This is a genomic window from Paraburkholderia sp. GW821-FHT02A12 (assembly GCF_059422005.1).
The window spans coordinates 3153988-3175291 of record NZ_JBWKWA010000001.1; the positions used below are offsets into that span (position 1 = coordinate 3153988).

The 21304-nt window shown below is 60.3% G+C and carries 20 protein-coding genes; 6 read left to right on the forward strand and 14 right to left on the reverse strand.

The features are described 5' to 3' along the window. Positions 1–37 precede the first annotated feature (37 nt). Positions 38–814: an enoyl-CoA hydratase-related protein gene (locus AC07WT_RS14270; protein WP_492592754.1), complete on the forward strand. Its 777-nt coding sequence runs from the start codon at positions 38–40 to the stop codon at positions 812–814. 160 nt (positions 815–974) lie between these two features. On the opposite strand, the gene AC07WT_RS14275 is transcribed toward AC07WT_RS14270, so the two are convergent. The 5 genes from AC07WT_RS14275 to AC07WT_RS14295 all read right to left on the reverse strand — a co-directional run bounded on the left by AC07WT_RS14275 (position 975) and on the right by AC07WT_RS14295 (position 6894). Continuing rightward, on the reverse strand, positions 975–2135 hold the full coding sequence (locus AC07WT_RS14275; protein WP_492592753.1) for an acyl-CoA dehydrogenase family protein: 1161 nt from the start codon (positions 2133–2135) through the stop codon (positions 975–977). A 77-nt stretch (positions 2136–2212) separates the two neighbouring features. After that, complete coding sequence (locus AC07WT_RS14280) at positions 2213–3424, reverse strand: acyl-CoA dehydrogenase family protein (RefSeq protein ID WP_494947536.1); 1212 nt, start codon at positions 3422–3424, stop codon at positions 2213–2215. 26 nt (positions 3425–3450) lie between these two features. Next, a complete protein-coding gene (locus AC07WT_RS14285; protein ID WP_494947537.1) occupies positions 3451–5421 on the reverse strand; it encodes an AMP-binding protein in 1971 nt (656 codons plus the stop codon). Between the two features lie 33 nt (positions 5422–5454). After that, the gene (locus tag AC07WT_RS14290) at positions 5455–5868 is read right to left on the reverse strand and encodes a carboxymuconolactone decarboxylase family protein (protein ID WP_492592841.1); all 414 of its coding nucleotides are present in this window, start codon (positions 5866–5868) and stop codon (positions 5455–5457) included. A 24-nt stretch (positions 5869–5892) separates the two neighbouring features. After that, a complete protein-coding gene (locus AC07WT_RS14295; RefSeq protein WP_492592750.1) occupies positions 5893–6894 on the reverse strand; it encodes an NAD(P)H-dependent flavin oxidoreductase in 1002 nt (333 codons plus the stop codon). A gap of 251 nt (positions 6895–7145) precedes the next feature. Between AC07WT_RS14295 and folE the strand changes: the two genes are divergently transcribed. Continuing rightward, a complete protein-coding gene (gene folE, locus AC07WT_RS14300) occupies positions 7146–7778 on the forward strand; it encodes a GTP cyclohydrolase I FolE (protein ID WP_492592840.1) in 633 nt (210 codons plus the stop codon). Positions 7779–8062: 284 nt separating this feature from the next. Here folE and AC07WT_RS14305 read toward each other — a convergent pair whose 3' ends face one another. The 8 genes from AC07WT_RS14305 to AC07WT_RS14340 all read right to left on the reverse strand — a co-directional run bounded on the left by AC07WT_RS14305 (position 8063) and on the right by AC07WT_RS14340 (position 16062). Continuing rightward, a complete protein-coding gene (locus AC07WT_RS14305; RefSeq protein ID WP_492592749.1) occupies positions 8063–8368 on the reverse strand; it encodes a hypothetical protein in 306 nt (101 codons plus the stop codon). Between the two features lie 633 nt (positions 8369–9001). Next, a complete protein-coding gene (locus AC07WT_RS14310; RefSeq protein WP_492592748.1) occupies positions 9002–9790 on the reverse strand; it encodes an SDR family NAD(P)-dependent oxidoreductase in 789 nt (262 codons plus the stop codon). A gap of 300 nt (positions 9791–10090) precedes the next feature. Beyond that, positions 10091–10990: a LysR family transcriptional regulator gene (locus tag AC07WT_RS14315; RefSeq protein WP_492592839.1), complete on the reverse strand. Its 900-nt coding sequence runs from the start codon at positions 10988–10990 to the stop codon at positions 10091–10093. 875 nt (positions 10991–11865) lie between these two features. Then, positions 11866–12600: an IS6 family transposase gene (locus AC07WT_RS14320; protein WP_492592747.1), complete on the reverse strand. Its 735-nt coding sequence runs from the start codon at positions 12598–12600 to the stop codon at positions 11866–11868. A gap of 177 nt (positions 12601–12777) precedes the next feature. Then, positions 12778–13496 (reverse strand): IS6 family transposase gene (locus AC07WT_RS14325; RefSeq protein ID WP_494948433.1). Its coding sequence is split into 2 segments (ribosomal slippage): positions 12778–12917 and positions 12917–13496, totalling 720 coding nucleotides; the frame shifts between segments, so codons are not numbered across the junction. Between the two features lie 200 nt (positions 13497–13696). Further along, complete coding sequence (locus AC07WT_RS14330) at positions 13697–13858, reverse strand: hypothetical protein (protein ID WP_494947538.1); 162 nt, start codon at positions 13856–13858, stop codon at positions 13697–13699. An 8-nt stretch (positions 13859–13866) separates the two neighbouring features. Beyond that, entirely contained in the window at positions 13867–14463 is a 597-nt protein-coding gene (locus tag AC07WT_RS14335) for a short chain dehydrogenase (protein WP_494947539.1), read from the reverse strand. 675 nt (positions 14464–15138) lie between these two features. After that, complete coding sequence (locus AC07WT_RS14340; protein WP_494947540.1) at positions 15139–16062, reverse strand: LysR family transcriptional regulator; 924 nt, start codon at positions 16060–16062, stop codon at positions 15139–15141. A gap of 191 nt (positions 16063–16253) precedes the next feature. On the opposite strand from AC07WT_RS14340, the gene AC07WT_RS14345 reads away from it, so the two are divergent. From AC07WT_RS14345 to AC07WT_RS14360, 4 genes are all read left to right on the forward strand, one after another. Continuing rightward, positions 16254–16832, forward strand: coding sequence for a YceI family protein (locus AC07WT_RS14345; RefSeq protein WP_494947541.1), 579 nt, complete (start codon positions 16254–16256; stop codon positions 16830–16832). Positions 16833–16903: 71 nt separating this feature from the next. Beyond that, complete coding sequence (locus AC07WT_RS14350; RefSeq protein ID WP_494947542.1) at positions 16904–17809, forward strand: NmrA/HSCARG family protein; 906 nt, start codon at positions 16904–16906, stop codon at positions 17807–17809. A 39-nt stretch (positions 17810–17848) separates the two neighbouring features. Continuing rightward, entirely contained in the window at positions 17849–18379 is a 531-nt protein-coding gene (locus tag AC07WT_RS14355) for a carboxymuconolactone decarboxylase family protein (RefSeq protein WP_494947543.1), read from the forward strand. Between the two features lie 45 nt (positions 18380–18424). Next, positions 18425–19279, forward strand: coding sequence for a pirin family protein (locus tag AC07WT_RS14360; RefSeq protein ID WP_494947544.1), 855 nt, complete (start codon positions 18425–18427; stop codon positions 19277–19279). A 716-nt stretch (positions 19280–19995) separates the two neighbouring features. On the opposite strand, the gene AC07WT_RS14365 is transcribed toward AC07WT_RS14360, so the two are convergent. Beyond that, complete coding sequence (locus AC07WT_RS14365; RefSeq protein WP_494947545.1) at positions 19996–21264, reverse strand: IS256 family transposase; 1269 nt, start codon at positions 21262–21264, stop codon at positions 19996–19998. Positions 21265–21304 lie beyond the last annotated feature (40 nt).

The window sequence follows — 21304 nt, forward strand, 5'->3', positions numbered from 1 at the left end:
GCATTCCGCTTATTCAACCCGCAACCGGACCATCCACATGGAATTTCAGGACATTCTCTATCGCGAAGCCGACGGCGTCGCGACGATCACCCTCAACCGCCCGAAGGTCTACAACGCGTTCAACGCCAATACCTGCGAGGAACTGATCAAGGCATTCGGCAAAGCGGGGTGGAACAAGGATATCGGCGTCGTCGTGTTGACCGGCGCGGGTGAAAAAGCCTTCTGCACGGGTGGCGACCAGTCCGGCGATGGTTATGGCGGCCGCGGCACGGTCGGGCTGCCCATCGAAGAACTGCAGAGCATTATTCGCGACATTCCCAAACCGGTTATCGCACGCGTGAACGGCTATGCGATCGGTGGGGGCAATGTGCTCGTCACGATCTGCGACCTCGCTATCGCATCAGACACAGCGATTTTCGGCCAGGTCGGCCCCAAGGTCGGATCGGTCGACCCGGGCTTCGGCACGGCGTACCTTGCACGCATCATCGGCGAAAAGCGCGCGCGAGAGATCTGGTATCTGTGCCGCAAATACAGCGCGAAAGAAGCGCTCGAATGGGGCTTGATCAACGCGGCTGTGCCGCCGGACCAGCTCGATGCCGAAACGAAGAAATGGTGTGACGAGATCTTGCAGATGAGCCCGACCGCCATCGCGCTTGCCAAGCGGTCGTTCAATATCGATAGCGAAAACATCCGCGGTATCGGTGCTTTCGCGATGCAGGCGCTGGCGCTTTACTACGACACCGACGAATCGAAGGAAGGCGGCAATGCGTTCCGTGAGAAGCGCAAGCCGGAGTTTCGCAAATATGTGAAGTAAGGGTTGTTCGACGTATTGAGGGCGGTGGTCAGCGACACCGCCTTCATGCCTTGCCGATCCGGAACCGAACGCCTGCGCGACAGGCAGCCCGTGTGCAGCGTGGTGTTTGACCGGCGTCAACGGCGGTCAAACATTGGCATACACCGCCTCAGCCTTGCGGTTATGCAACCAGGGTGCGTGCTTCCTCCTGAATCCGCCGGGCATATCGGTTCAGGTGATACTCCATGTTGCCGAACAAGACATCGACGATCAGCATGCGCCGGTAGTGATGGCCGACCTTGTACTCATCGGTAATGCCATAACCGCCGTGCAGTTGAATGCCCTGCTGGGTGACGAATTTCCCGCTCCGGATAGTTTGGGCTTTGCAACCCGACACCTCCACACTGCGCGTTTCGCCATCCGCGGTCAGCGCGCGTAGCGCCCGATGCAACGTTGCCCTCGCCTGCATGGCATCGATTGCCATATCGGCAATCCGGTGCTGCAGTGCCTGAAAGCTGCCAATGGGAACGCCGAACTGCTTACGCGTCTTCAGGTATTCCGCTGTAAGGTCGACCGTATCGTCGATATCACCTACCAGCTCGGCACAACTCGCGACGATGGCTTCGTCGACGGCTGCCTGCAGGCCCGCCAGCACCGAACCGGGTGTGCCCAATACCGCTGTTGCATCAACGCTCACGTTGGCGAGGAGCAGATCGGCGGCAGGTGTGCCGTCGAGCAAACGATACGGCTCGAGCGTCACACCAGGCGCACGCGAATCGACGATGAAGAGCGCGAGGCCGGAATCATCGCGCACGCCGCCAGCGACACGTGCAACGACGATCAGGCGATCCGCCGCCGGCGCGCCGACCACCAGGGTCTTGTGGCCATCGAGACGCCATGCACCATCCGCCATGAGCCGTGCTGTCGCGGCCACATGCGACACGACGCCTCTCGCTTCACGCTCGCTGTGCGCGACCGCAATCACCGTTTCGCCCGAGATAATCTCTGCCAGCAACGCGTCGCGTTGTTTGCCGCTCGCGCAACGGGTCACCAGCGCTGCGGGGAAGACGCCGCACATGACATAAGGCTCCAGTACCAGAGCACGCCCAAGCTGCTCTGCGATGAGCGCGCTTTCCACCTGCGTAAAGCCAGGACCACCGAATGCTTCGGGTACCGCGACGCCGAGCCAACCCATCTCGCCAAATGTGCGCCACATGTCGCGCGAAAAACCGTTTCCATGCGCCACCAGTTTGCGGCGATGCTCAAACGTATAGTCCTTTTGCACGAAGCGCTGTACGCTGTCCTGCAACATCTGCTGTTCGCCGCTCAGATCAAAGTTCATGCCGCTTCCTTTCCTGCCAGCCAGAGAAGTAATGTCGCGCCGATAAAGTCACCCGCGCTAGTGCATCCAGTCAGCCGTCACAGCCCGAACAGCCCCTTAGCGATGATGTTGCGCTGGATTTCGGCCGTACCGCCATAGATCGTGCAGGCGCGCCGGTAGAACACTTCAGCAGCAAGACCCGGCGCGTAATCCGGTCCCACGAAGGTTTGCTCCCGCAGCGCGTGTTCTTCGTTCGGATCGGCATAGAACACCGCGCCGTAATCGCCGATCACTTCAAGCAGCATCTCGGTCAACTTCTGATGCAACTCGGAACCACGCACCTTGAGCATCGAGCCGATGGCCATGCCGCCGCTACGCTCGTCCAGACCCTGATGCAGGATTTTCTGCACCGCCATGTCGATGGCAAGCACTTCGAGTTCGTATTGCGCGAGCCTCGCCGCGAACGTCAGATCTTCGATCAGGGGCGCGCCGCCTGCACACTCACGCATCGCGTAGTGACGAATCTTGCGCAGATAGCGCTTCAGTGCCGGCGCTTCGGCGCCCAGGAAAGCGCGCTCATTGAACAGCAGGAACTTCGTGTAACCCCAGCCCTTGTTTTCTTCACCGATCAGGTTTTCCGCCGGCACGCGCACGTTGTCGTAGAACACTTCGGCGAGGTGGTTGCAACCGTCGAGGGTCGCAATCGGCCGGACAGTCACGCCCGCTGACTTCATATCGAGGAGCAGAAAGGAAATGCCCTTCTGCGGCTTGGCCTCTGAATCGGTGCGGACCAGCACGAAGTTCCACTGACCGTAGCCGCCAAAGCTGGTCCAGATTTTCTGACCGTTGACGACGTAGTGATCGCCGTCGCGAACGGCCGTCGTGCGCAGCGATGCAAGGTCGGAACCCGAGCCGGGCTCGGAAAAGCCCTGGGTCCAAAACACCTCGCCACGCTGGATCGGCGGCAGGAAACGACGCTTCTGCTCTTCGTTACCGAATTCGCAGATCACCGGCCCGACCAGCGACACACCCGCCTGATTCTGCGCAGGTGCGCCCGCCAGATAACACTCTTCCTCAAAGATATAGCGTTGGGCGGCAGTCCATTCCGTACCGCCGACGTCGGCCGGCCAGTGCGGCACGGACCAGCCGCGCGTTTCGTACAGGATACGGGTCCAGCGCAACGCATCGTCGTCACCCGCTAGAAAGCCTTGCTGGCCGCGCCAGGCGAGATCAGAAGGCAAATGCGCCTTCAGAAAATCCTGCACCTCTTTGCGGAAGGCTTTGTCCGCGGGATCGACGTGAAAATCCATCGTGTGGCTTCCTGTGGTTCAGTTCGTCAGGACTGGCTAGCCGCGCTCGCAGAGCGTGCGCTTCGCGCCACCAGCGTGCGCGGCGTCGGGACGGCCTCATACAGCTCAGCCACCACGTCGCGCCTCCGCGTGAGGACGTTGGCCTGACTGATGGCCCCCTTTGCGCTCAATTCACCGTTGTCGAGCGTCGGTGGCTCGCTTTCGAGCGCGATCCGCACGATCCGGCTCGAGCTGCCGCCTGAACGTGTCGCCAGCGTATCGAGCCCGTTCTGGAAATGCGCACGCACGCCCGCGCTGATGACGATCTGCTCCGCGTCCAGCGTTGGGTCAGACAGGTCGTCACACAATGCGCGGCACGCTTCCAGATCAGGAAACACCAGTGCAGTGAGAAAATCGCGATCATGACCGGCGATCACGACGTCACGCGCGTACGGTGACAACACGTTCAAGGCAGCGAGACGCAGTTCGGCCACGTTCACCCAGGTGCCAGAGGACAGTTTGAAGTTTTCGGCGAGGCGGCCGTCGAAGCGCAGGCCCTTCTCCGGATGCTGCGGATCGATGAACGTGCCGGCGTCGCCTGAACAGAAATAGCCCTCCTCATCAAACGACGCGCGGGTCCGCTCAGGATCCTTCCAGTACCCTGGCGTCACACAATCGCCTGCATAGCGAATCTCCAGCTTCGCGCCCACCGGTACCACCTTGACCTTGACGCCGGGCACCGGAAGCCCGGCAATCGCTTCCCGCCTCGGGTCCCACGCTGCCGACATCGGCGTCGGGCCAGCTTCGGTGCCGCCCAGCCCTGACATGATCAGCACGCGCTGGCCGATCGTCTCCACAGCAAGCTCGTCGAACGCGGCCCAGATGTATTCCGGGAGACTGGCGCCGCCGTAGTAGATCAACGCCAGCTTGCTGAAGAAGTTCCGCCGCAACGCATCGTCGGCGCGCAGATGCGGAATCAGCGCCGCCAGCCCTTGAGGCGTATTCAGGTAGATGACCGGCGCGACTTCCCGCAATGCTTCAACCGTCGGACCAATCTGCTCAGGAGTGGGCTTGCCGGGATCCATGTAGTACGTCCCGCCGCCGTAGAGCACCATGCCGAAGTTATGCGTGCCGCCAAAGGTGTGATGCCACGGAAGCCAGTCGACCAGCATGGGTGGTGCATCCTGAAGAAAGGCGAAGGTCTGTGCGACCTGCTGCCGGTTGCTGCACAACATACGCTGCGAGTAAATTACGCCCTTCGGCGCTCCGGTCGTACCGGACGTGAACATGATCTTGCCCACCGTATCGGGGCCGACGTTGGCGAACGCCTCATCGACCGCAGCGGTAACGGGCGTCGCAAGCCAGTCGGAAAAGCGTGAGGCGGCGCGTCCTTCCGGCAGCGTGCCGCTCACCAGGCATTCGACCTCGCCGAACACTTCGCGCAGCGCCCGGCCGTAAAGCGCGCCATCGTCCGCAAACACCAGGCCCGGCGTGCACACCGCTGCGAGATGTTTCAGCTTGGAGAAGTCCTCGGACAGCAACGAATACGCTGACGTAACCGGGACATAGGGCACGCCGACATGCAGCGCGGCCAGCGCGAGAAGCGCATGTTCGAAACCGCGATCCGAGAGGATCATCAGCGGCTTGTTCGGCGACAGACCCCGGGCGAGCAACGCCTCGCCCAGCGCCCGTGCGCCGTCGAGCGCCTGCCGGTACGTCAAATACTCCCAGTTGGCGCCAGCGGCTGAGCGTCGCGCAAGCAGTGGCCGCTCAGGTGCGAGCGCGGCCCAATGCACCAACCGCTCAGTCAGACGTGTCGGATAGGGCTCCAGTGCTTCCTCCAGCTCGTAGACCACGCTCCCGTCAGGACGCTGTTCAATGGTTGCCTTTGTCGCGCCAAGGCGGAGCGGTCGAAATGGCATGTCCATCCAAGGGTCGTGTGAAGGTCGTCCTGCATTCATCTCCGTCATCCCGTCGTTAGCTTGTCCTGCTCGTGGGCTCACTACTCTATGCGCCATTTTCGAACTTCGTCGCGCCGCCCCTGATGCCCGCTACTCCTGAACAGTCGCGACCCGTTCACCCAGCACATCCTTGCAAGCCTTAAGCGCGATGCTCACTGCAGGAAAGCCGACGTACGGAATGGCATGCAGGACCACCTCTTCCAGTTCCTTCTCCGTCAAACCGTTCGCAAGTCCGATGCGGACATGATTGCTGAACTCCCAAGGCGTACGTTGTGCGATCAGCATGCCCAGCGTGACGAGGCTTCGCGAGCGGCGATCGAGGCCCGGCCGCGCCCATGCATCGCCAAACGCATTTTCAAGGGCGAGCGACGCCGCGTCGGCACCGAAGCCGCCGGATGCGGCGGCGGCATCCATTGCACCCAGAAATTCCTCCCCCAACATTTCACGAACCACCTGACGTCCCTTCTCACGACTTTCTGACACGATCTGCTCCTTGTTCGTCACCAAAAGTTGTACTCAACTCTCCCTTCAAGCTGCGCGCGCCGTTTCGCTACCAGCCTTGTCCATCATCGCGGCAAGCCGCGAGTGAATCAGATCGCGCGCCTGCGCAACCATGCGGGTCACGAGTTCCTCGCAGGTCGGAATATCGTGAATCAGGCCAATGGCCAGGCTCGCGGGAAACGTTCCATCGTCGGTGTCGCCGGTTTCGTAGACGCGCTTGCCGCGCTCGCCGCTCACGAGCGGCTTCAAGTCTGCGAAGGTCGTGCCCTGCTGGCTCTCCAGCTCGAGCACCTGTTCCGCCACGGCGTTACGGAAAATGCGCGACGTATTCTTAAGCGAGCGGAAAATCAGCGCGGTCTTGCGTTCATCATGCTCCGTCAACTGGCGCTTGACGTTGTCGTGGATCGGGGCTTCGCGCGTCGCCATGAAGCGCGTGCCCATATTGATGCCGTCCGCGCCGAGCGCGAGCGCCGCGACCATCCCGCGCGCATCGGCAATGCCGCCCGACGCGAGCATCGGAATGCGAAGCTGCGCCGCCGCAGCCGGCAGTAAGACAAGGTTCGGCACGTCGTCTTCGCCAGGGTGTCCCGCACATTCGAAACCGTCGACGCTGACTGCGTCGCAGCCAATCGCTTCCGCCTTCAAGGCATGACGCACTGACGTGCACTTGTGGATCACCTTGATACCGGCGGCCTTGAAAGCAGGCATATAGGGCTCAGGATTGCGTCCCGCCGTCTCGACGATTTTGACCCCGCTCTCGACAATGGCTTGCACATACTCGTCATACGGAACCGGCTTGATGGTCGGCAGGATAGTCAGGTTGACGGCAAAGGGTTCGCCTGTCATCGACCTTACGCGCCTGATCTCGGCGCGTAAGGCGTCGGGCGTCGGCTGTGTCAGCGCGGTGATGGTGCCGAGCGCGCCGGCATTCGATACCGCCGATGCCAGTTCGGCACGCCCCACCCACATCATGCCGCCCTGCACAATCGGATAGCGAATTCCCAGTAGCTCAGTGATGCGTGTCTTCATGCTCTTGCCTCCGTGAAGCGATCTCTTCCTCGCACGCCTACTGCTATCGGGCACAGAAAATCTGCCGAGGAGACACACGCCCAAACGTTTCTATTTACGAACGATGTGCAATTATATACACTTTTCATCACCCTACCAACACTCGCCATGACGCGACCGGCCGTGACATGGCGATTCAACTTGGCTGTTGCTCTGCGGAGCATGGCTCGCGCCGGGAAACGTCAGGTCACGCACGGATTCAGGGAGGCTTAGTGAACAAGCGAGACGACATCGGCAACCCGCCAGTCTCTGCCAGGCCATCGCAGGCAGAAGCGGAAGAAGCAATTCGAACACTCATCAGATGGGCTGGGGACGATCCATTGCGGGAAGGACTCCTGCAAACGCCCGGGCGAGTCGCGCGTGCCTATACGGAGTTTTTTTCGGGTTATCTTTCGGACCCTATGGAGATCCTGGCCACGACGTTCTCCGAGGTCGATGGCTACGACGAGATGGTCGTGTTGAAGAACATCCGTTTCGAAAGCTATTGTGAGCATCACATGGTGCCGATCATTGGACGCGCCCATGTCGCGTATTTGCCAGACCATCGGGTGGTGGGTATTTCAAAGCTGGCAAGGCTCGTCGATACGTACGCGAAGCGGTTACAGATTCAGGAAAAGATGACCGTGCAGATCGCTGATGCGCTAGACACGGTATTGCAGCCCAAAGGCGTCGGCGTGATTCTGGAGGCTGCGCATCAATGCATGAGCACGCGTGGCGTACACAAGCCCGGAACCTCGCTGGTGACAAGCCGGATGCTCGGCGCGTTTCGCGAAGACCCGTCGACTCGCCGGGAATTTCTGTCGATCATTGGCAATAGCACGACGGCGCCGCTACCCAACGCCTGAATGACGATGTCGACCTGACGGGTCGACGCCGTGATTAAACACCATGGGATGCCGCGCCAACTGGTGCTCACGATGGTATCCGGAAGCCAAATCGACAAATTCATATGGAATGCAAACAAATGTGCCGTGTTCGTCGATCGCGTCAGCGATGATAGGCCGACAGCGTCAACTGCCGATCCATCCGGTCGACACCGCGGCAGTAGCGCTGAATGCAGTCGAGAATCGCCTGTCGGTCCAGCAGCTCCGGCAGTCTCTACGCCAGTTCCGGCGTCATGGTCCCGCGCTCAACTGAGCACCGCGATGAAGAATACGGCTGCGCCGATCAGCGCACCGAGAAAGCAATATCCCTCGTTCTGGCTGTCTTCAGCACGCTGCCCGCGTCGCACCAGGCAACTGATCACACCGAAGGACGCCGCACCGCCCAGCACGACGAAAGCCATGGCAACGTCGAAGATCGCCGAGCGGCCGAGTTCCTCCATCCGCCATTCGCGTATCAGCAGATAGACGGCTGCCGCGACGATAGACAGGAGTAGGAGCGGGAACATCACACGCCGCTCGTCACTGGAAAATTTGTGTGTAAGGCGAGTCATGGGTGTTCTCCTCCGAACGTATCTGCTGGACTCAACGTGCCGCCATTGAGTTGCCTGCTTCGCAAGCGAAGCACGCTGACCTTGCGAATCAGCGAGGTCAATCGCGAGGGTGCAGCGACTGCGGTGGTGGGACTCGCCTTGCAAAGGTCTTCGCATGGTGGCCCCGCGTCGACACGCTGGGCTTCAGAATCAAACGAGTAATCAGCGAGCGAGCCGCATAAATCGCTATACAGGAGATACATCGTTTGTCTCCAATCGGGCGGAGCCTGGTGGATGCTCATGAGGCACCTCTTGACGTTCATCGTAGGCGAGGACGTTCTGATATGCAACTATCCGTTCAATTATTCGCATCGGTGTTTTCACTACCTGTTTGCGTGCCGCCACGCGCGCAAAAACCACTTCAGCCCCTGCTCCGGCGCGGACCGGGATGCGTCTCACGCCGATGCTGGACGCCGCGCCCTCAGAGACAGCGCAACGATATTCGCACCACGTCGGCACATAAAAAATCCCCGGCGCCGTACTACCGGTTCCGGGGACGAACGGACACCATGCAAAGGTTTCACGTGCTGTTCACCACACGAATAACGTCGCCCGGACTATCGCGGCAGGCGTGACCGGTTACTCCGGCATCTTTCAGGAGACCTGGAACCCTCCGTCGACGGCGAGCAACTGCCCGGTGACATAATCGGCAGCAGGAGACGCGAAGAACAGCACGGCGCTTGCGATGTCAGCGGCCACGCCAATGCGGCCCAAGGGCATGCGCCCCGGCTGCGTGATCGGCCCGTGTGCCTGATGCACTTTCGTCGATGCCGCGGCGCCTTCGGTTGCAACGCCGCCCGGAAGCACGGCATTGACACGGATCCGGTCCGCCGCGAATTCGAGCGCGGCGACCTTCGTCAGATTGTTCACTCCGGCCTTTGACGCGCCGTAATCGCCATTGTCAAAAATCACTGGCTGCAGAGAGGCGACCGAAGAAATATTGATGATCGAACCGCCAGCCTTGCCTGCCTGCATCCGCTTGACAGCCTCGCGCATGCACAGGAACGTTCCACGCAGATTGACCCGCAATACCCGGTCCCATTTCTCCGCAGACGTATCGACGAAGCTCGTCTTCGGATAGATTCCCGCGTTGTTCACCAGCACGTCGAGCCGGCCGAGTCTGGCGTGCACTGTCTCGAACATCGCAACGATCGACGCTTCGTCACCGATATCGACGCCCACCGCTATCGCCTTACCCGATGCCTTTTCGATCTGCCCGACCGTTTGCTGAGCCCCTTCTTCATTCAGATCAGCCGCGACGACGAGCGCGCGTGCCGACGCCAGCAACAGCGCCGTTTCTCGCCCGATACCAGACCCTGCTCCGGTCACCAGCGCAACTCGCCCGTCCAAGTTAAACAGGCTCGCCACATTCAATGTATTCACTGCTCCTCCTATTGCCCGCGACGCGAACGGTTATTTTGTGAACGTCATTCACAAATGTAAACGCCTCATTCGATGTTGTCAATACAGAGGAAATCCCGGTGGGCGCACGACGGGCATGAGTTGGCCCGGCCTGGATGCACAGGTCTGGGATATGTCGCCTGTACGCGACCCAGGGGAGGAAGGGAGCCCGCGAGTCGATGCAGCGCGGACAAGGCGCAACCCGATGCTTGCGCTATGCACGGTCCCAGTGGCGACTAGAACCGTATATCGGCAGCGGTTCGTTCGGTCCGGACGAACCGCTCACGGTTGCGCGGTGTCCGACAGATCGCGAATGATATCGAGCATCGCGCGATGATAGGGTTTATGCGGACGATCGGTCCAGATCAGAGAAACTTCAGTATTGAATGTCGGCGATAGATCTTCGATATCGACGAAGGTCACGCCCTGCACTGGGAGATGCCTCGCCGAATCCAGCATCAGCCCAACGCCGAGCTCATTCGCCACGAGATTGAGCATCGTGTAAGGATGACGGGCTTGCTGCGTGATTTTGGGGGACACGTCGGCATCGCGCCGGGCAGCCTCGAGCGCGGCGAACACGGGCTGGGAGATCTGCTGCGGAAACATGATGAGTGGATACGCAGCGAGATCCGTCAGGCTGACTCGGGTCTGCTGTGCGAGCGGCCAGTTCGCGGGCACGGCGGCGACCATGCCTAAACGTTCGATGACGACGCTTTCCAGTTCCGCGACCTGGGCGACGCTGGTAACCACGACGCCAAGATCAATGCTCCCATTCTTCACACTGGCCGCGGTCAGCGCGCTGCCCCGCTCGAGCAGACGGACATCGACGCCGGGCCACTGCTTGTGAAGCGCGTGCATGGCGAGCGGCATGATGCGCATCGCACACATCGGCACGAACGCGATACTGAGGCTGGCCAGTTCATCCGCCGCCTGACGTACCCTTCGCTCGGCCAGATCCGCCTGGGCCAGCAGCGGCTTCGCCTCTGCCATCAACGCCGCGCCAGCGGCGGTCAGCGAGACCCCGCGTGGCGTACGCTCGAGCAATTTGATGCCGAGCGATTCCTCCAGACGCATGATGGACTGGCTGAGCGGCGGCTGGGCCATGCCAAGCCGTGCTGCCGCGCGACCAAAATGCTGGGTCTCGGCGACCGCGACGAAATGCCGGAGGTGACGCAATTCCATGGCGCGATATCGAGTCGATATGGGGAGTTGACGAAAGAATATCGCTTTTGCGGTTTCGCGGCGAGGTGCGATTGTGTCGTGGCACCGGCAGATGCCCCGCTCGAACAACGACGCTTCAACGTCTGCCGGGATGAGCCATCTCTCCCAGCGAGCGCACCCATATAATGCAACACATAGTTGCATTATTGCAGCCCTCGAACTAGGATAGTAATGAGCGATGAGCTCATATACGAACATCGCGGCGCCTGACGGAACACAGACCGGTGGCCTGCGGCAACGCAGAACTATGCAAACAGGAGACAGGATCGGCCCGCTTCGGCGAGTTTCCAGAACTCATTGAATCCGATTGTCTGACAGAAGAGCAGTCGCACTTTTCAGCGAGTCTCTACCGGTTCGCCAGCGACCAGCTGCAATGGTCTCCCCAGCCAATCCGCGAGCCTGACCGATCCTTCGATGGCATGACCACGCTGATGAGGCGTGCAGCGAGAGACGAAATTGGTTGAAGGAGAACGACATGCATACCGGTGAGAGGTCCCTGCGCGTATTGGTTGAAAAGTGGTTTTGGACCGATTCGGCAATGACAGTGCGCGTGATGGAATGCAGCCGCACTCCATCGGATCGCAGGCGCTACGTGCGCGTTGGTACATTTGGACCCCAAGGATATCTGGCCATCGTCTTCTTCCGACACGATGACGGATCGTGGAACGTTTTCCCACCAAACACGAACATGCCAGCGATGCGTGCTTGCCGGCTTGCGGCGTGAGCGGTTCATCGCCCACCTCAATACCGGCTACGATACCTGTTGTGCGTGAGTCAGGAGGGCGCTGTCACGTTGAAGCGTTCGCGACGCATTAGCGGAGAGGACGCGCATTTGCTCAGAAAGCGGACGGACCTTGGGTGATCTCAGTGAAACGATGCCAGGCGGCGAAGCGTGCCGCGAGCTGTTTGCGATAGAGCGAGGCGCGTAGCAGGTGTCGCTTGAGCGCGAAGTGCTGCCGGATCGGACCGAGGCTCGATAGGAAAGCCTGCGTGCGTTCAGGAACGCGGAAGCCACGCATGCGTCGCTCGCGTTCGCGCTTCGGCTGATGACTGTTTTCGGCCCGGTTATTGACCCGCGCGCTGGCTTTAACGAAGACGTGCTTGACGTGAACCAATTCGGGAATCTCGGCTTTCGCCGCCGGATAGCTGCGCAGTTGATCGGTCACGATCTTACGCGGTGCCTCAGCGCACGAGGCAAGCACGCGCTTGAAAAACCGCTTCGCTGCAGCTTTGTCGCGGCGCTTCTGTAGCAGGATATCGAGTTCAGCACCGTGTTGATCGACGGCGCGCCACAACAGGTAAGGCTTGCCGCGCAACGTCACAAACACTTCGTCAAGGTGCCATGTGGTGCCGGGCTTGCGACGCGTCGCTTTCACACGGTGTGCGAAGCACGCACCGAACTTATCGCACCAGCGTCGGACCGTTTCGTAACTGACGATAACCCCGCGCTCGAACAACAGTTCTTCGATATCACGCAGGCTGAGCTGAAACCTGAAATACCAACGCACCGCGCAACTGATGACCGCCGCCGGAAAGCGATGACCGTGGTAAAGCGATTTTGCATTTTTCATCACGCGATCTTACTCGACCATCTCGGCAACGTGACAGTGCCGTTGGAAGGTGTTCAACGTCGGCTGGACAAGACGCCTGATGCGATGACCGTGCGCAGGCGGACCGTCGAACATGTATTCGGGGCTCTGGTGCAAATAGCCGGTGGGGCGGAGATGTCTTCAATAAATAAGGATGCCTTATTTATTGAAGAGGACGGCATTCCAGATGGAGGGCGCTGCGGTATCCTTGATCCCGAGAGCACAGAGGTCGAACTGACCCTTGCGAATGCGATGCATCAACTCGATGCCTGAAATCGTGATCGCGGCATTGCTGAGCGTTTGAAGCCGAGCATCACGTTCGTTCTCGACTTGATGTTTCGATGGTCCTGTTCGATCAGGTTGTTCAGGTACTTCGAGCTCCGGACCTTCGTGTCCTCACGCAGCAGGCCATCGCCCTTCATCTCACGCACGGCCCGGTGCGAGGCAGCATACCCATCGAGCGTGATCGTCTCCGGTGGCTGGCCCTGTTGCTTGAGGGCCTTGCTGAAAAAGGCTTTGGCCGCAGTCACATCGCGCTTCGCCCTGAGCATGAAGTCCACTGTCTGGCCGGCCCGATCCACCGCCCGGTAAAGATAGGCCCATTTGCCACGAATCTTCAAATAGGTCTCGTCAACACGCCACGACTGTCTCGCAGGGGTTGCGAAACGGTTCCAGCGCTTGACGAACTCCGGCGTAAAGCGCTTCACCCAGCGCATGATTGTCGTATGAGCCAGCGACAAGCCCCGCTCGGCCATCATCTCGACAAGATCGCGCAGACTGAGCTTGTAGCGAAGATACCAGCGCACACACAGAACAATGATCTCACGATCAAAATGCCGACCGTCGAACACCCCCTCCAGACCTTTCCGCTTGCTCATCACCGGCCACCAGATTGCTTGAATCGCCACTTTAACCGATCCGTAGGCCGGTTTGCACCAGAACCCGCTCGATGAGGCGCTGGAGCAGCATGAGCGTATCGTACAGAAAATCCTCCGGATGCTGACCGGGCGGTGATCGCCACAGCGCGACGATTCTCCACGGCCGTAGCCACGCCTCGCGGATTTCAGCCTCGCCTTCTCTACGAGTTGATGAATCCCGGCTTGCTGTAGCGATAGCGGACTTCGACCGGAACGCTTGCGGACGGTGTCGACCGGACCGTCGCCTCGTAATTCGTCAGCGCGTCGAATCGAGCTTGGGCATCCGCGATGAGATCGGGCGCAGCAAAGAGACAATCTGTCATGGTGCGCGTCAATGAGTTGCCGACACGACCTGTCCGGTGATGTCTTCTTCCACGCACTTGCGAAACGCATGCGCGACGACCGACGCGCGCACGCCGTCGTTCGGATTGCGCCCCATTGCCTCAAGCGTTTCGGCCACCCAGCCCGGACTCACGACATTCACGCGCAGCCTGTCTTTCAGTTCGAGCGCCGCCGCGTGGGCGAACGCTTCCACGCCGGCATTGACGATGCTCACCGCTGCGCTGCCCGCGATCGGGTGATGCGCGAGCACACCGCTCGTCAACGTGATCGAGCCGCCCTGTTTGATGCTCGATACGCCGCAGCGAACCAGATTCACCTGGCCCATCAGCTTGTTCGCCAGGCTGAACGCGAAGTCATCGTCTGCGAGCGTGTCGAGCGGCGCAAATCTTGCAGTGCCGGCGACGCACACCACCGCATCCAGCGGCTGCGCCTGCCTGTACATCGCGACGATCGATTCCTTGCTCGAGATGTCGACGGCGATGGCCGACCCTTTGCGGCTCGCGCCGATCACGTCGTGAGCGGACGACAGCAAACCGACGATTTCTTTACCGAGGAGCCCTGTGGCCCCGACCACCAGGATGCGCATACAACCTCCTGTACTCACAGGTGGAGCACGTCCATTCTGACGCTTCGCATGCGTGGATGCAACGCCGTTCTACCGTTGCAGTTCCTGAGTGGCGAACGACCGATCGGTAGCCGATAACCGACACACCAGCCAAGATACTTGAATGACGGCTGAGGCCTACGAAGAGTCGGTGGTCAAATCACAGATCGGCAATCGGCTCGGCTACTTTCCATAATCAGCAACTTGGCATAATCGGCCTTTGCCGACATTCGAGCATCGGCGTTTGTGAGGCAGTTTTAGGTTGTTTTCCCGACATTCGCACCTCGGATGCCGCGAATGTCAGCTCTCACCGCAGGTGGATGCGTATTTTCGCCCCCTATGCGGACGTACGTGACAGTTGCTCGCATGGTCTAGCTCGTGTTCCGCGGGTTTGTCAGTAAATATGGCGCTAACAAAGTGAGTCGAGGGGCTATTAATGCATCGGACGAGCTGCGCTTCTGCTGATCATGCAAGTCCGGCGTCGATTGCTCAAGTGCATAACTCACCAAGGCTACTCGGAGAACAATCAATTGCCTCAAGTCCTTACCATCGGTCGGCACAAGCTTGAACCGTCGTATCGCTGACATGAGCGCGCGATGATCTGTTCGGCGGTGAATCGACTCTTACGCTTCGCGCGCCCTGGGTAAGGTAACGAACTTATCGACTGGCAGCGTTCTGTGAGGGGTTTGTCATCGCTTTGTCCAGTTTCTCCAAAAGAAATTCGGCGAAGACCGCGACTGCGGGCGGCACCGGTGGGCGGCTCGTGTAGACGAGCTGCAGACCGAGCCCGCTGCTGGCGCGTCGATAGGTCGGCAGCACGCGTACCAGTTTCCCCTGCGCGATGATTGGCTCAACTATTAACTGCGGCAGCAGCGCAATGCCCAGTCCAGCTATACAAGCCTGCGCCAGCACCCGCATGTCGTTGACCGCGAACCGGCTGTTGACCGGCACTTCCTGACTACCGCGTGGACCCTGCAGACGCCACGTGCTGCGACCCTGGCGATTGAAAATCGTCAGACAGTCGTGTTCGGCCAGTTCACGCAGCGTGCGTGGTGCAGCGCGCCGTTCCAGATAGGCCGGACTCGCCGCGAGGATCATTGCACTCGGCGCCAGCCGACGTACCTTAAGGCCACTACGGCTCTCGATGCCCATGCGCAAGGCCAGATCGATGCGCTCGGCGATCAGATCGGTAGGCGTATCGTCGAGCAGGAAGTCGACGCTGATGTTTGGATAGCGCGCGTAGAACTCGACCAACCATTCCATGCGGAAGAATTCGAACAGGCCGGCCATCGCGGTGACGCGAACCGAGCCGGATGGTGTCTGCTCATCTGCATGAAGTCGCCCGATCTCGAGGATCTGATCAAGCGCCGGCGCATAGCGCTCGAACAGCGCCTGACCTTCCGTGCTCGGCGCGAGTTTACGAGTCGAGCGATGCAGCAGACGTGTGCCGAGTTGCCCTTCGAGTTGATCGATGCGTCGGCTCAGCGTATTGGCCGGCATCTGCAGACGCCGCGCCGCCTCGGAGAAGCTGCCGGCGCGGACGACCTGGACGAACATCGCCAGATCATTCAGATCAAGCATGACATCTCTCCATAAATGGATTAATCAAATCAGATTTTACCATCTAGTGTGAAGCGCCTTTAATCCCCATACTTGGTGTGTCACACAGGAGGCGGCCGTGAAAAATCGTTCTCCCGCTCCACTCTACGGTGGTGTTGCATATCCCGATACCGCGTACGCGCGCGGCAACTTAATGATTCAAGGATACTGATTTGAAGAAGCATCTGATGATTGCGGCTGGTGCACTTGCCGCCTCACTGTCGTTTTCGGCCTTCGCGGACGTGTCGACGTACCAGCTTGATCCGGACCACACGTACCCGAGTTTCGAGGCCGACCACATCGGCGGCCTGTCGGTCTGGCGTGGCAAGTTCGACAAGTCGCAGGGCACGGTGACGCTCGACCGCGCTGCAGAGACCGGCACGGTTGAAGTGACGACCGGCATTGCGTCGATCCACACGGGTAGCACGAAGCTCGACCAGAACCTGCAGTCGGATCAGTTCTTCGACGCGTCGAAGTTCCCGGAAGCGAGCTACAAGGGCACGATCAAGTTCAAGGGCGACAAGCCGGCCTCTGTCGTCGGCAATCTGACGATGCATGGCGTGACCAGGCCGCTGACGCTGAAAATCGACTCGTTCAAGTGCATGCCACATCCAATGCTCAAGCGCGAAGTGTGTGGCGTCGACGCGGTAGGCGAATTCGATCGCAGCGACTTCGGCGTCGACTTTGGCAAGGCGTACGGCTTCAGTATGAAGACCAGGCTGCTCATCTCGGCTGAAGCACTGAAGCAGTAATCCCGTCGGACCACTGCGCTCTCTGCGTGAGGTAGCACCGTCCTAACAAAATACCCCCATGGAGAACAACCATGTCGAACACCCAGAAGCTTATCGCCGTCGTGGGCGCAACCGGCCAGCAAGGTGGCGCCGTTGTGCGCGCGCTGCAGGCGAGCGGTCAATTCAAAGTGCGCGCGTTGACGCGCAATCCGGGCAAGCATCCGAAGTTGGGCGACGAAGTCGTTCTGGCGGATTTCAATCGCCCGGAAACACTTAAAGCCGCATTTGCCGGAGTACACGGCGTTTTCCTGGTGACCAATTCCTGGGAAGCACAAGATGACGAGCCCAGACAGGCGCTCGCGGCCGTCAACGCGGCGAAAGACGCCGACGTACAGCACTTCATCTGGTCGACGCTTCCCAACGTGGAGACGATCAGCGGCGGCACGATCGATGTCCCGCACTTCACGGCCAAGGCGAAAGTCGAACCCATTGTGAGTGAAGCCGGATTTCCGTACCACACGTTCGTGATCGCGCCGTTCTATTACCAGAACCTGATCGGCCTGATGGCTCCGCAGAAACAACCGGATGGCGCCGTGGGTTGGGCGCTGCCGCTTGATCCGGAGCGCCGCGTCATCCATATGGGCGACATCACGGAACTCGGTCGCCTCGTGGCCGGCGCGTTCGCGCAGCCGGAACTCGTGGGGCGCGGCGAACATTTGGCGCTGGTCGGCGATTTCCTGAGCTTCAACGAGATCATCGCCAGCCTGAATCAACAAGGAAACACGCTCTCGTTCAAACAAGTCCCGCGCGAGGTTTTTGCCGGCTGGTTTCCGCACGCCGACGGTATCGCGGCGATGCTCGCCTACTTCGAAGCGCACACATATCTTGGCTCGGATTCGCGCGACGCGATCGCGCTCGCCAACAAAGTCGCCGGGCAGCAGCCGACGAAGTTTGCCGCATGGGCCAAGGCGAACTTCGCGATCCCGGCAGCCACCTGAACGAAGTGCACTGATCAAACCACGAACGAGCTAATACCCATGAGCCGAATTCCTACCCACACAGTCGAGAGCGCGCCCGATGCGTCGCGCCCGCTTCTGCAAAAGATTGCCCAGTCTGCGCCAACGGGACGTCCCCTGAACCTGCACGCCCAGATGGCGCATTCTCCGGCGGTGCTGGCGGCGTACGCATCGCTGCGCGCCGTGACCGCCGAGCACGGCACCCTGGATCCGAAGGTGAGCTGGGCGCTCAATCTCGCCACTGCGGCCACGGTCGGGAACGACTACATGATTGGTATCGCCAGTCGATTCGTCGGCATGAACGGTTGGACCGAAGCACAGATCACCGCCCTGCGGACAGGCACAACGACGGGCGACGCCAGGATCGACGCGCTGACCCGCGTGGTCAGGGAAGCGACTGCAAATTCGGGAAACGTTACAGACGCCACGTGGAAGGCCGCCCAACAAGTGGGCTGGAGCGACGAGCACATGACTGAGGCATTCGCGTTCCTTGGGCTGACGATGTTCACGGGATACTTCCTCAACTACGCGCAAACTGATACGGATATCTGACCAGGCACGTCATCGATGGCAAGCAAAATACCCGCAGAGCGCCCCATGAATACCGTCATCCAGACTCCGCTCAAGCCCGTCGTCGGCGTCGGCCGTAACGTAATCTTCCGCACGCGCGGCCACGCGCACGGGCCTGTCGTCCGCATGGTCAGCCCCTCCGACGTCGGCAAGATGATTAAGCCGTTCGTATTTCTCGATCTCGTCGATACGCAAGAGCCGATTGGTCAACAGGGTTTCGGCTGGCATCCGCATTCGGGCATCGCCACGTTGACCTTGGCGATAGAAGGGCAAGGTCGCTATGTCGAATCCATCGGCAGCGACGGAACGATGGTGGCGGGCGACATCGAATGGATGAGCGCCGGTCGTGGCGTCTGGCATTCTGGCTTCGCCGTGCCCCCGATCAAGGCCTTTCAGCTATGGGTCGCCCTGCCGCCAGAGCGCGAACTGGCTCCTGCGTTCAGCCAGCATCTTTCCGTTGACAACATCCCGTCTGACGGCCCGGCGCGCGTGCTGCTGGGCCGTAGCGGCGAGGCGGTCAGCCCGATTGATGCACCTCCGGGCGTCAACTATTTCGTTGTGCAGCTCAAGGCCGGCCAGCGCTGGACTTACCAGCCGCCCCGGGGCTACCGGGCCGGCTGGATTGCGGTGATGGACGGTAGCCTTTGCACGCCAGATCCTGCAGATAAAGGTGAGCTGGCCGTATTCGACCAGTCCGATGCGGCGATCGAGTTCGAAGCGGTGACCGATGCGCGCTTCGTGCTCGGTACGGCAATCCCGCATCCACACGATCACCACCTTGGCTACTACTCAGTGCACACCAGCCTCGCAGCGCTGATCGAGGGCGAGCGCGAAATCGCGCGCATCGGTCGCGAGTTGCGCGCCAAGGGCGTGGTGAGTTGATTCCGTGCAAATCAGCAGGCAGAGCACTCGCCGTCCGATGTGGATGCGCGTATGGCCGCTATACCTCGAGGATTGCGGTAGGGATGCCCATTACTGAGCACCCCCCCGCACAGATCCCGGCGTGCCCAATTCGGGCACCGGGCTCCTACCTCGGGTGTTTGACGGCGAAGCGCCGATCAGGCCACGGATGAAGGATTCGAGGGGGCGGAAGCCAGGCATTGGCGATTCGTCTCATTCGCTCCCACGTCATGGCGTCCTTCTGACTGCGCCGCCTGAGCGTGCGCCGCCATAGATCGGTGACGTAATGTCGGAATGCGACGAGTGCCCGCGCGTTGGTAGGCACCGCGTGATACGCGAAGTATCCGCGAACCACCTGCCTGAGCCATTGCCCTTGCACTGGAATCGGTTCGTGCATGCGCTTCCGTAGCGCTTCCTTGATCTGCCTGAGTCTCGCCCGCATGCGATCCCCTCGGGTCTTCCGCTGTAACTGGAAAGCCCCGCGACGAGACCTGCCGCAGATAAAGATGAAACCCAGAAAGGTGAAGGTCTCCGGTCGGCCAAGACCCCTGCTCTGGCGGTTGACCGCTGCATAGCGGCCGAACTCCAGCAGCCTCGTCTTGTCCGGATGTAGCTCAAGCGAGAACTCTTCCAGCCTCGATCGCATCGCGTCCCAGGGAGGTGTCAGGAATTTTGTGTGCTGAGGTCGGTTAAAAATCTCAGCTGATGGCGGCGGTGAACTGCTCGCCGAACAGAATGGCGAACTGATTGACTGCTTGCCGCCAGGTAATAGGTGGCATCTTCCAATCCTTTTCGATGTTGCGCAAGGCCAGGTACAGCAGTTTGCTGGCGGCTTCGTCGCTGGGGAAGTGACCGCGGTTCTTGACGATCTTTCGCAGCTGCATATGCATGCTCTCGATCGCGTTGGTCGTGTATATGATCTTGCGTACTTCCGGCGGATAGGCGAAGAACGGGATGACTTGCTCCCATTGGCGCTGCCACATCGCGGCCACGGTGGGGAATTTGCGCCCCCACTCGCCTTGAGAGAAGGCTTGCAGGGCGACTGCCGCCGCTTCGGCCGTGGCAGCCTGATAGATCGGCTTGAGCGCGGTTGCCAGCGGCTTACGGTCCTTCCAGCTCGCCAGATTCAGCGAATTGCGGATCAGGTGCACGATGCACGTCTGGATCTGCGCGGCTGGATACACCGCTTCGATCGCCTCGGGGAAACCGCGCAAGCCATCGACGACGGCGATCAGGATGTCGTGCAAGCCACGGTTCTTCAGTTCGTTGAAGACCTTCAGCCAGAACTTGACTCCCTCGGTTTGCTCGATCCACAAACCCAGCACTTCCTTGCGGCCGTCGGCGCGAATGCCCAGCGCCAGATACACCGCCTTGTTCCTGACCGTGCCTTCGTCGCGGATCTTCAGCCGAAGTGCGTCGAAATACACGATCGGATACATTGCCTCAAGCGGGCGTTGCTGCCACTGTTCGACCTCGGCCAGCACCTCATCGGTGACAGTCGAAATCAGATCGGGCGACACCTGCAGGCCATACAGTTCCAGCAAATGGCCCTGGATCTCGCGCACGCTCATGCCGCGCGCGTACATGCTGATGACGTGATCGTCGAAACCCGGCAGCCGGCGCTGATATTTGCCCACCAGTTGCGGCTCGAATGTCGCCTGCCGGTCACGCGGAATGTCCAGATTCAGTTCGCCGTTGGGCGTGATGACCGTCTTGCGGCTCGTGCCGTTGCGGTGGTTGCCGGCCTTGCCTTGCTCCGCCTCGTTCTCCAGGTGATGCGTTAGCTCCGCCGCCAGCATGCGCTCAGCCAGTTGCTTCTTCAGTTGCCCGGCCAGGCCCGATTCGCCGAGAACCGACTCCGCATCCTTGTTCTGAATCTGCGCCAGCAGTTGATCGATCAGTTCATCGGGGAACAGCTTCGGCGCCTTCGGGTTCTTGATCTTCTTAGTCACAGTTGCTTCGGTCATAGGACGTTGTTTCCGTTATCGTCTCATGACCTCGGCACAC

Bases quoted from the DNA above. Each gene is read 5' to 3' on its own strand.
- AC07WT_RS14270 (WP_492592754.1), top strand. From the start codon at position 38: ATGGAATTTCAGGACATTCTCTATCGCGAAGCCGACGGCGTCGCGACG.
- AC07WT_RS14275 (WP_492592753.1), bottom strand. From the start codon at position 2,135: ATGAACTTTGATCTGAGCGGCGAACAGCAGATGTTGCAGGACAGCGTA.
- AC07WT_RS14280 (WP_494947536.1), bottom strand. From the start codon at position 3,424: ATGGATTTTCACGTCGATCCCGCGGACAAAGCCTTCCGCAAAGAGGTG.
- AC07WT_RS14285 (WP_494947537.1), bottom strand. From the start codon at position 5,421: ATGGCGCATAGAGTAGTGAGCCCACGAGCAGGACAAGCTAACGACGGG.
- AC07WT_RS14295 (WP_492592750.1), bottom strand. From the start codon at position 6,894: ATGAAGACACGCATCACTGAGCTACTGGGAATTCGCTATCCGATTGTG.
- AC07WT_RS14305 (WP_492592749.1), bottom strand. From the start codon at position 8,368: ATGACTCGCCTTACACACAAATTTTCCAGTGACGAGCGGCGTGTGATG.
- AC07WT_RS14315 (WP_492592839.1), bottom strand. From the start codon at position 10,990: ATGGAATTGCGTCACCTCCGGCATTTCGTCGCGGTCGCCGAGACCCAG.
- AC07WT_RS14320 (WP_492592747.1), bottom strand. From the start codon at position 12,600: ATGAAAAATGCAAAATCGCTTTACCACGGTCATCGCTTTCCGGCGGCG.
- AC07WT_RS14330 (WP_494947538.1), bottom strand. From the start codon at position 13,858: ATGACAGATTGTCTCTTTGCTGCGCCCGATCTCATCGCGGATGCCCAA.
- AC07WT_RS14335 (WP_494947539.1), bottom strand. From the start codon at position 14,463: ATGCGCATCCTGGTGGTCGGGGCCACAGGGCTCCTCGGTAAAGAAATC.
- AC07WT_RS14340 (WP_494947540.1), bottom strand. From the start codon at position 16,062: ATGCTTGATCTGAATGATCTGGCGATGTTCGTCCAGGTCGTCCGCGCC.
- AC07WT_RS14350 (WP_494947542.1), top strand. From the start codon at position 16,904: ATGTCGAACACCCAGAAGCTTATCGCCGTCGTGGGCGCAACCGGCCAG.
- AC07WT_RS14355 (WP_494947543.1), top strand. From the start codon at position 17,849: ATGAGCCGAATTCCTACCCACACAGTCGAGAGCGCGCCCGATGCGTCG.
- AC07WT_RS14360 (WP_494947544.1), top strand. From the start codon at position 18,425: ATGAATACCGTCATCCAGACTCCGCTCAAGCCCGTCGTCGGCGTCGGC.
- AC07WT_RS14365 (WP_494947545.1), bottom strand. From the start codon at position 21,264: ATGACCGAAGCAACTGTGACTAAGAAGATCAAGAACCCGAAGGCGCCG.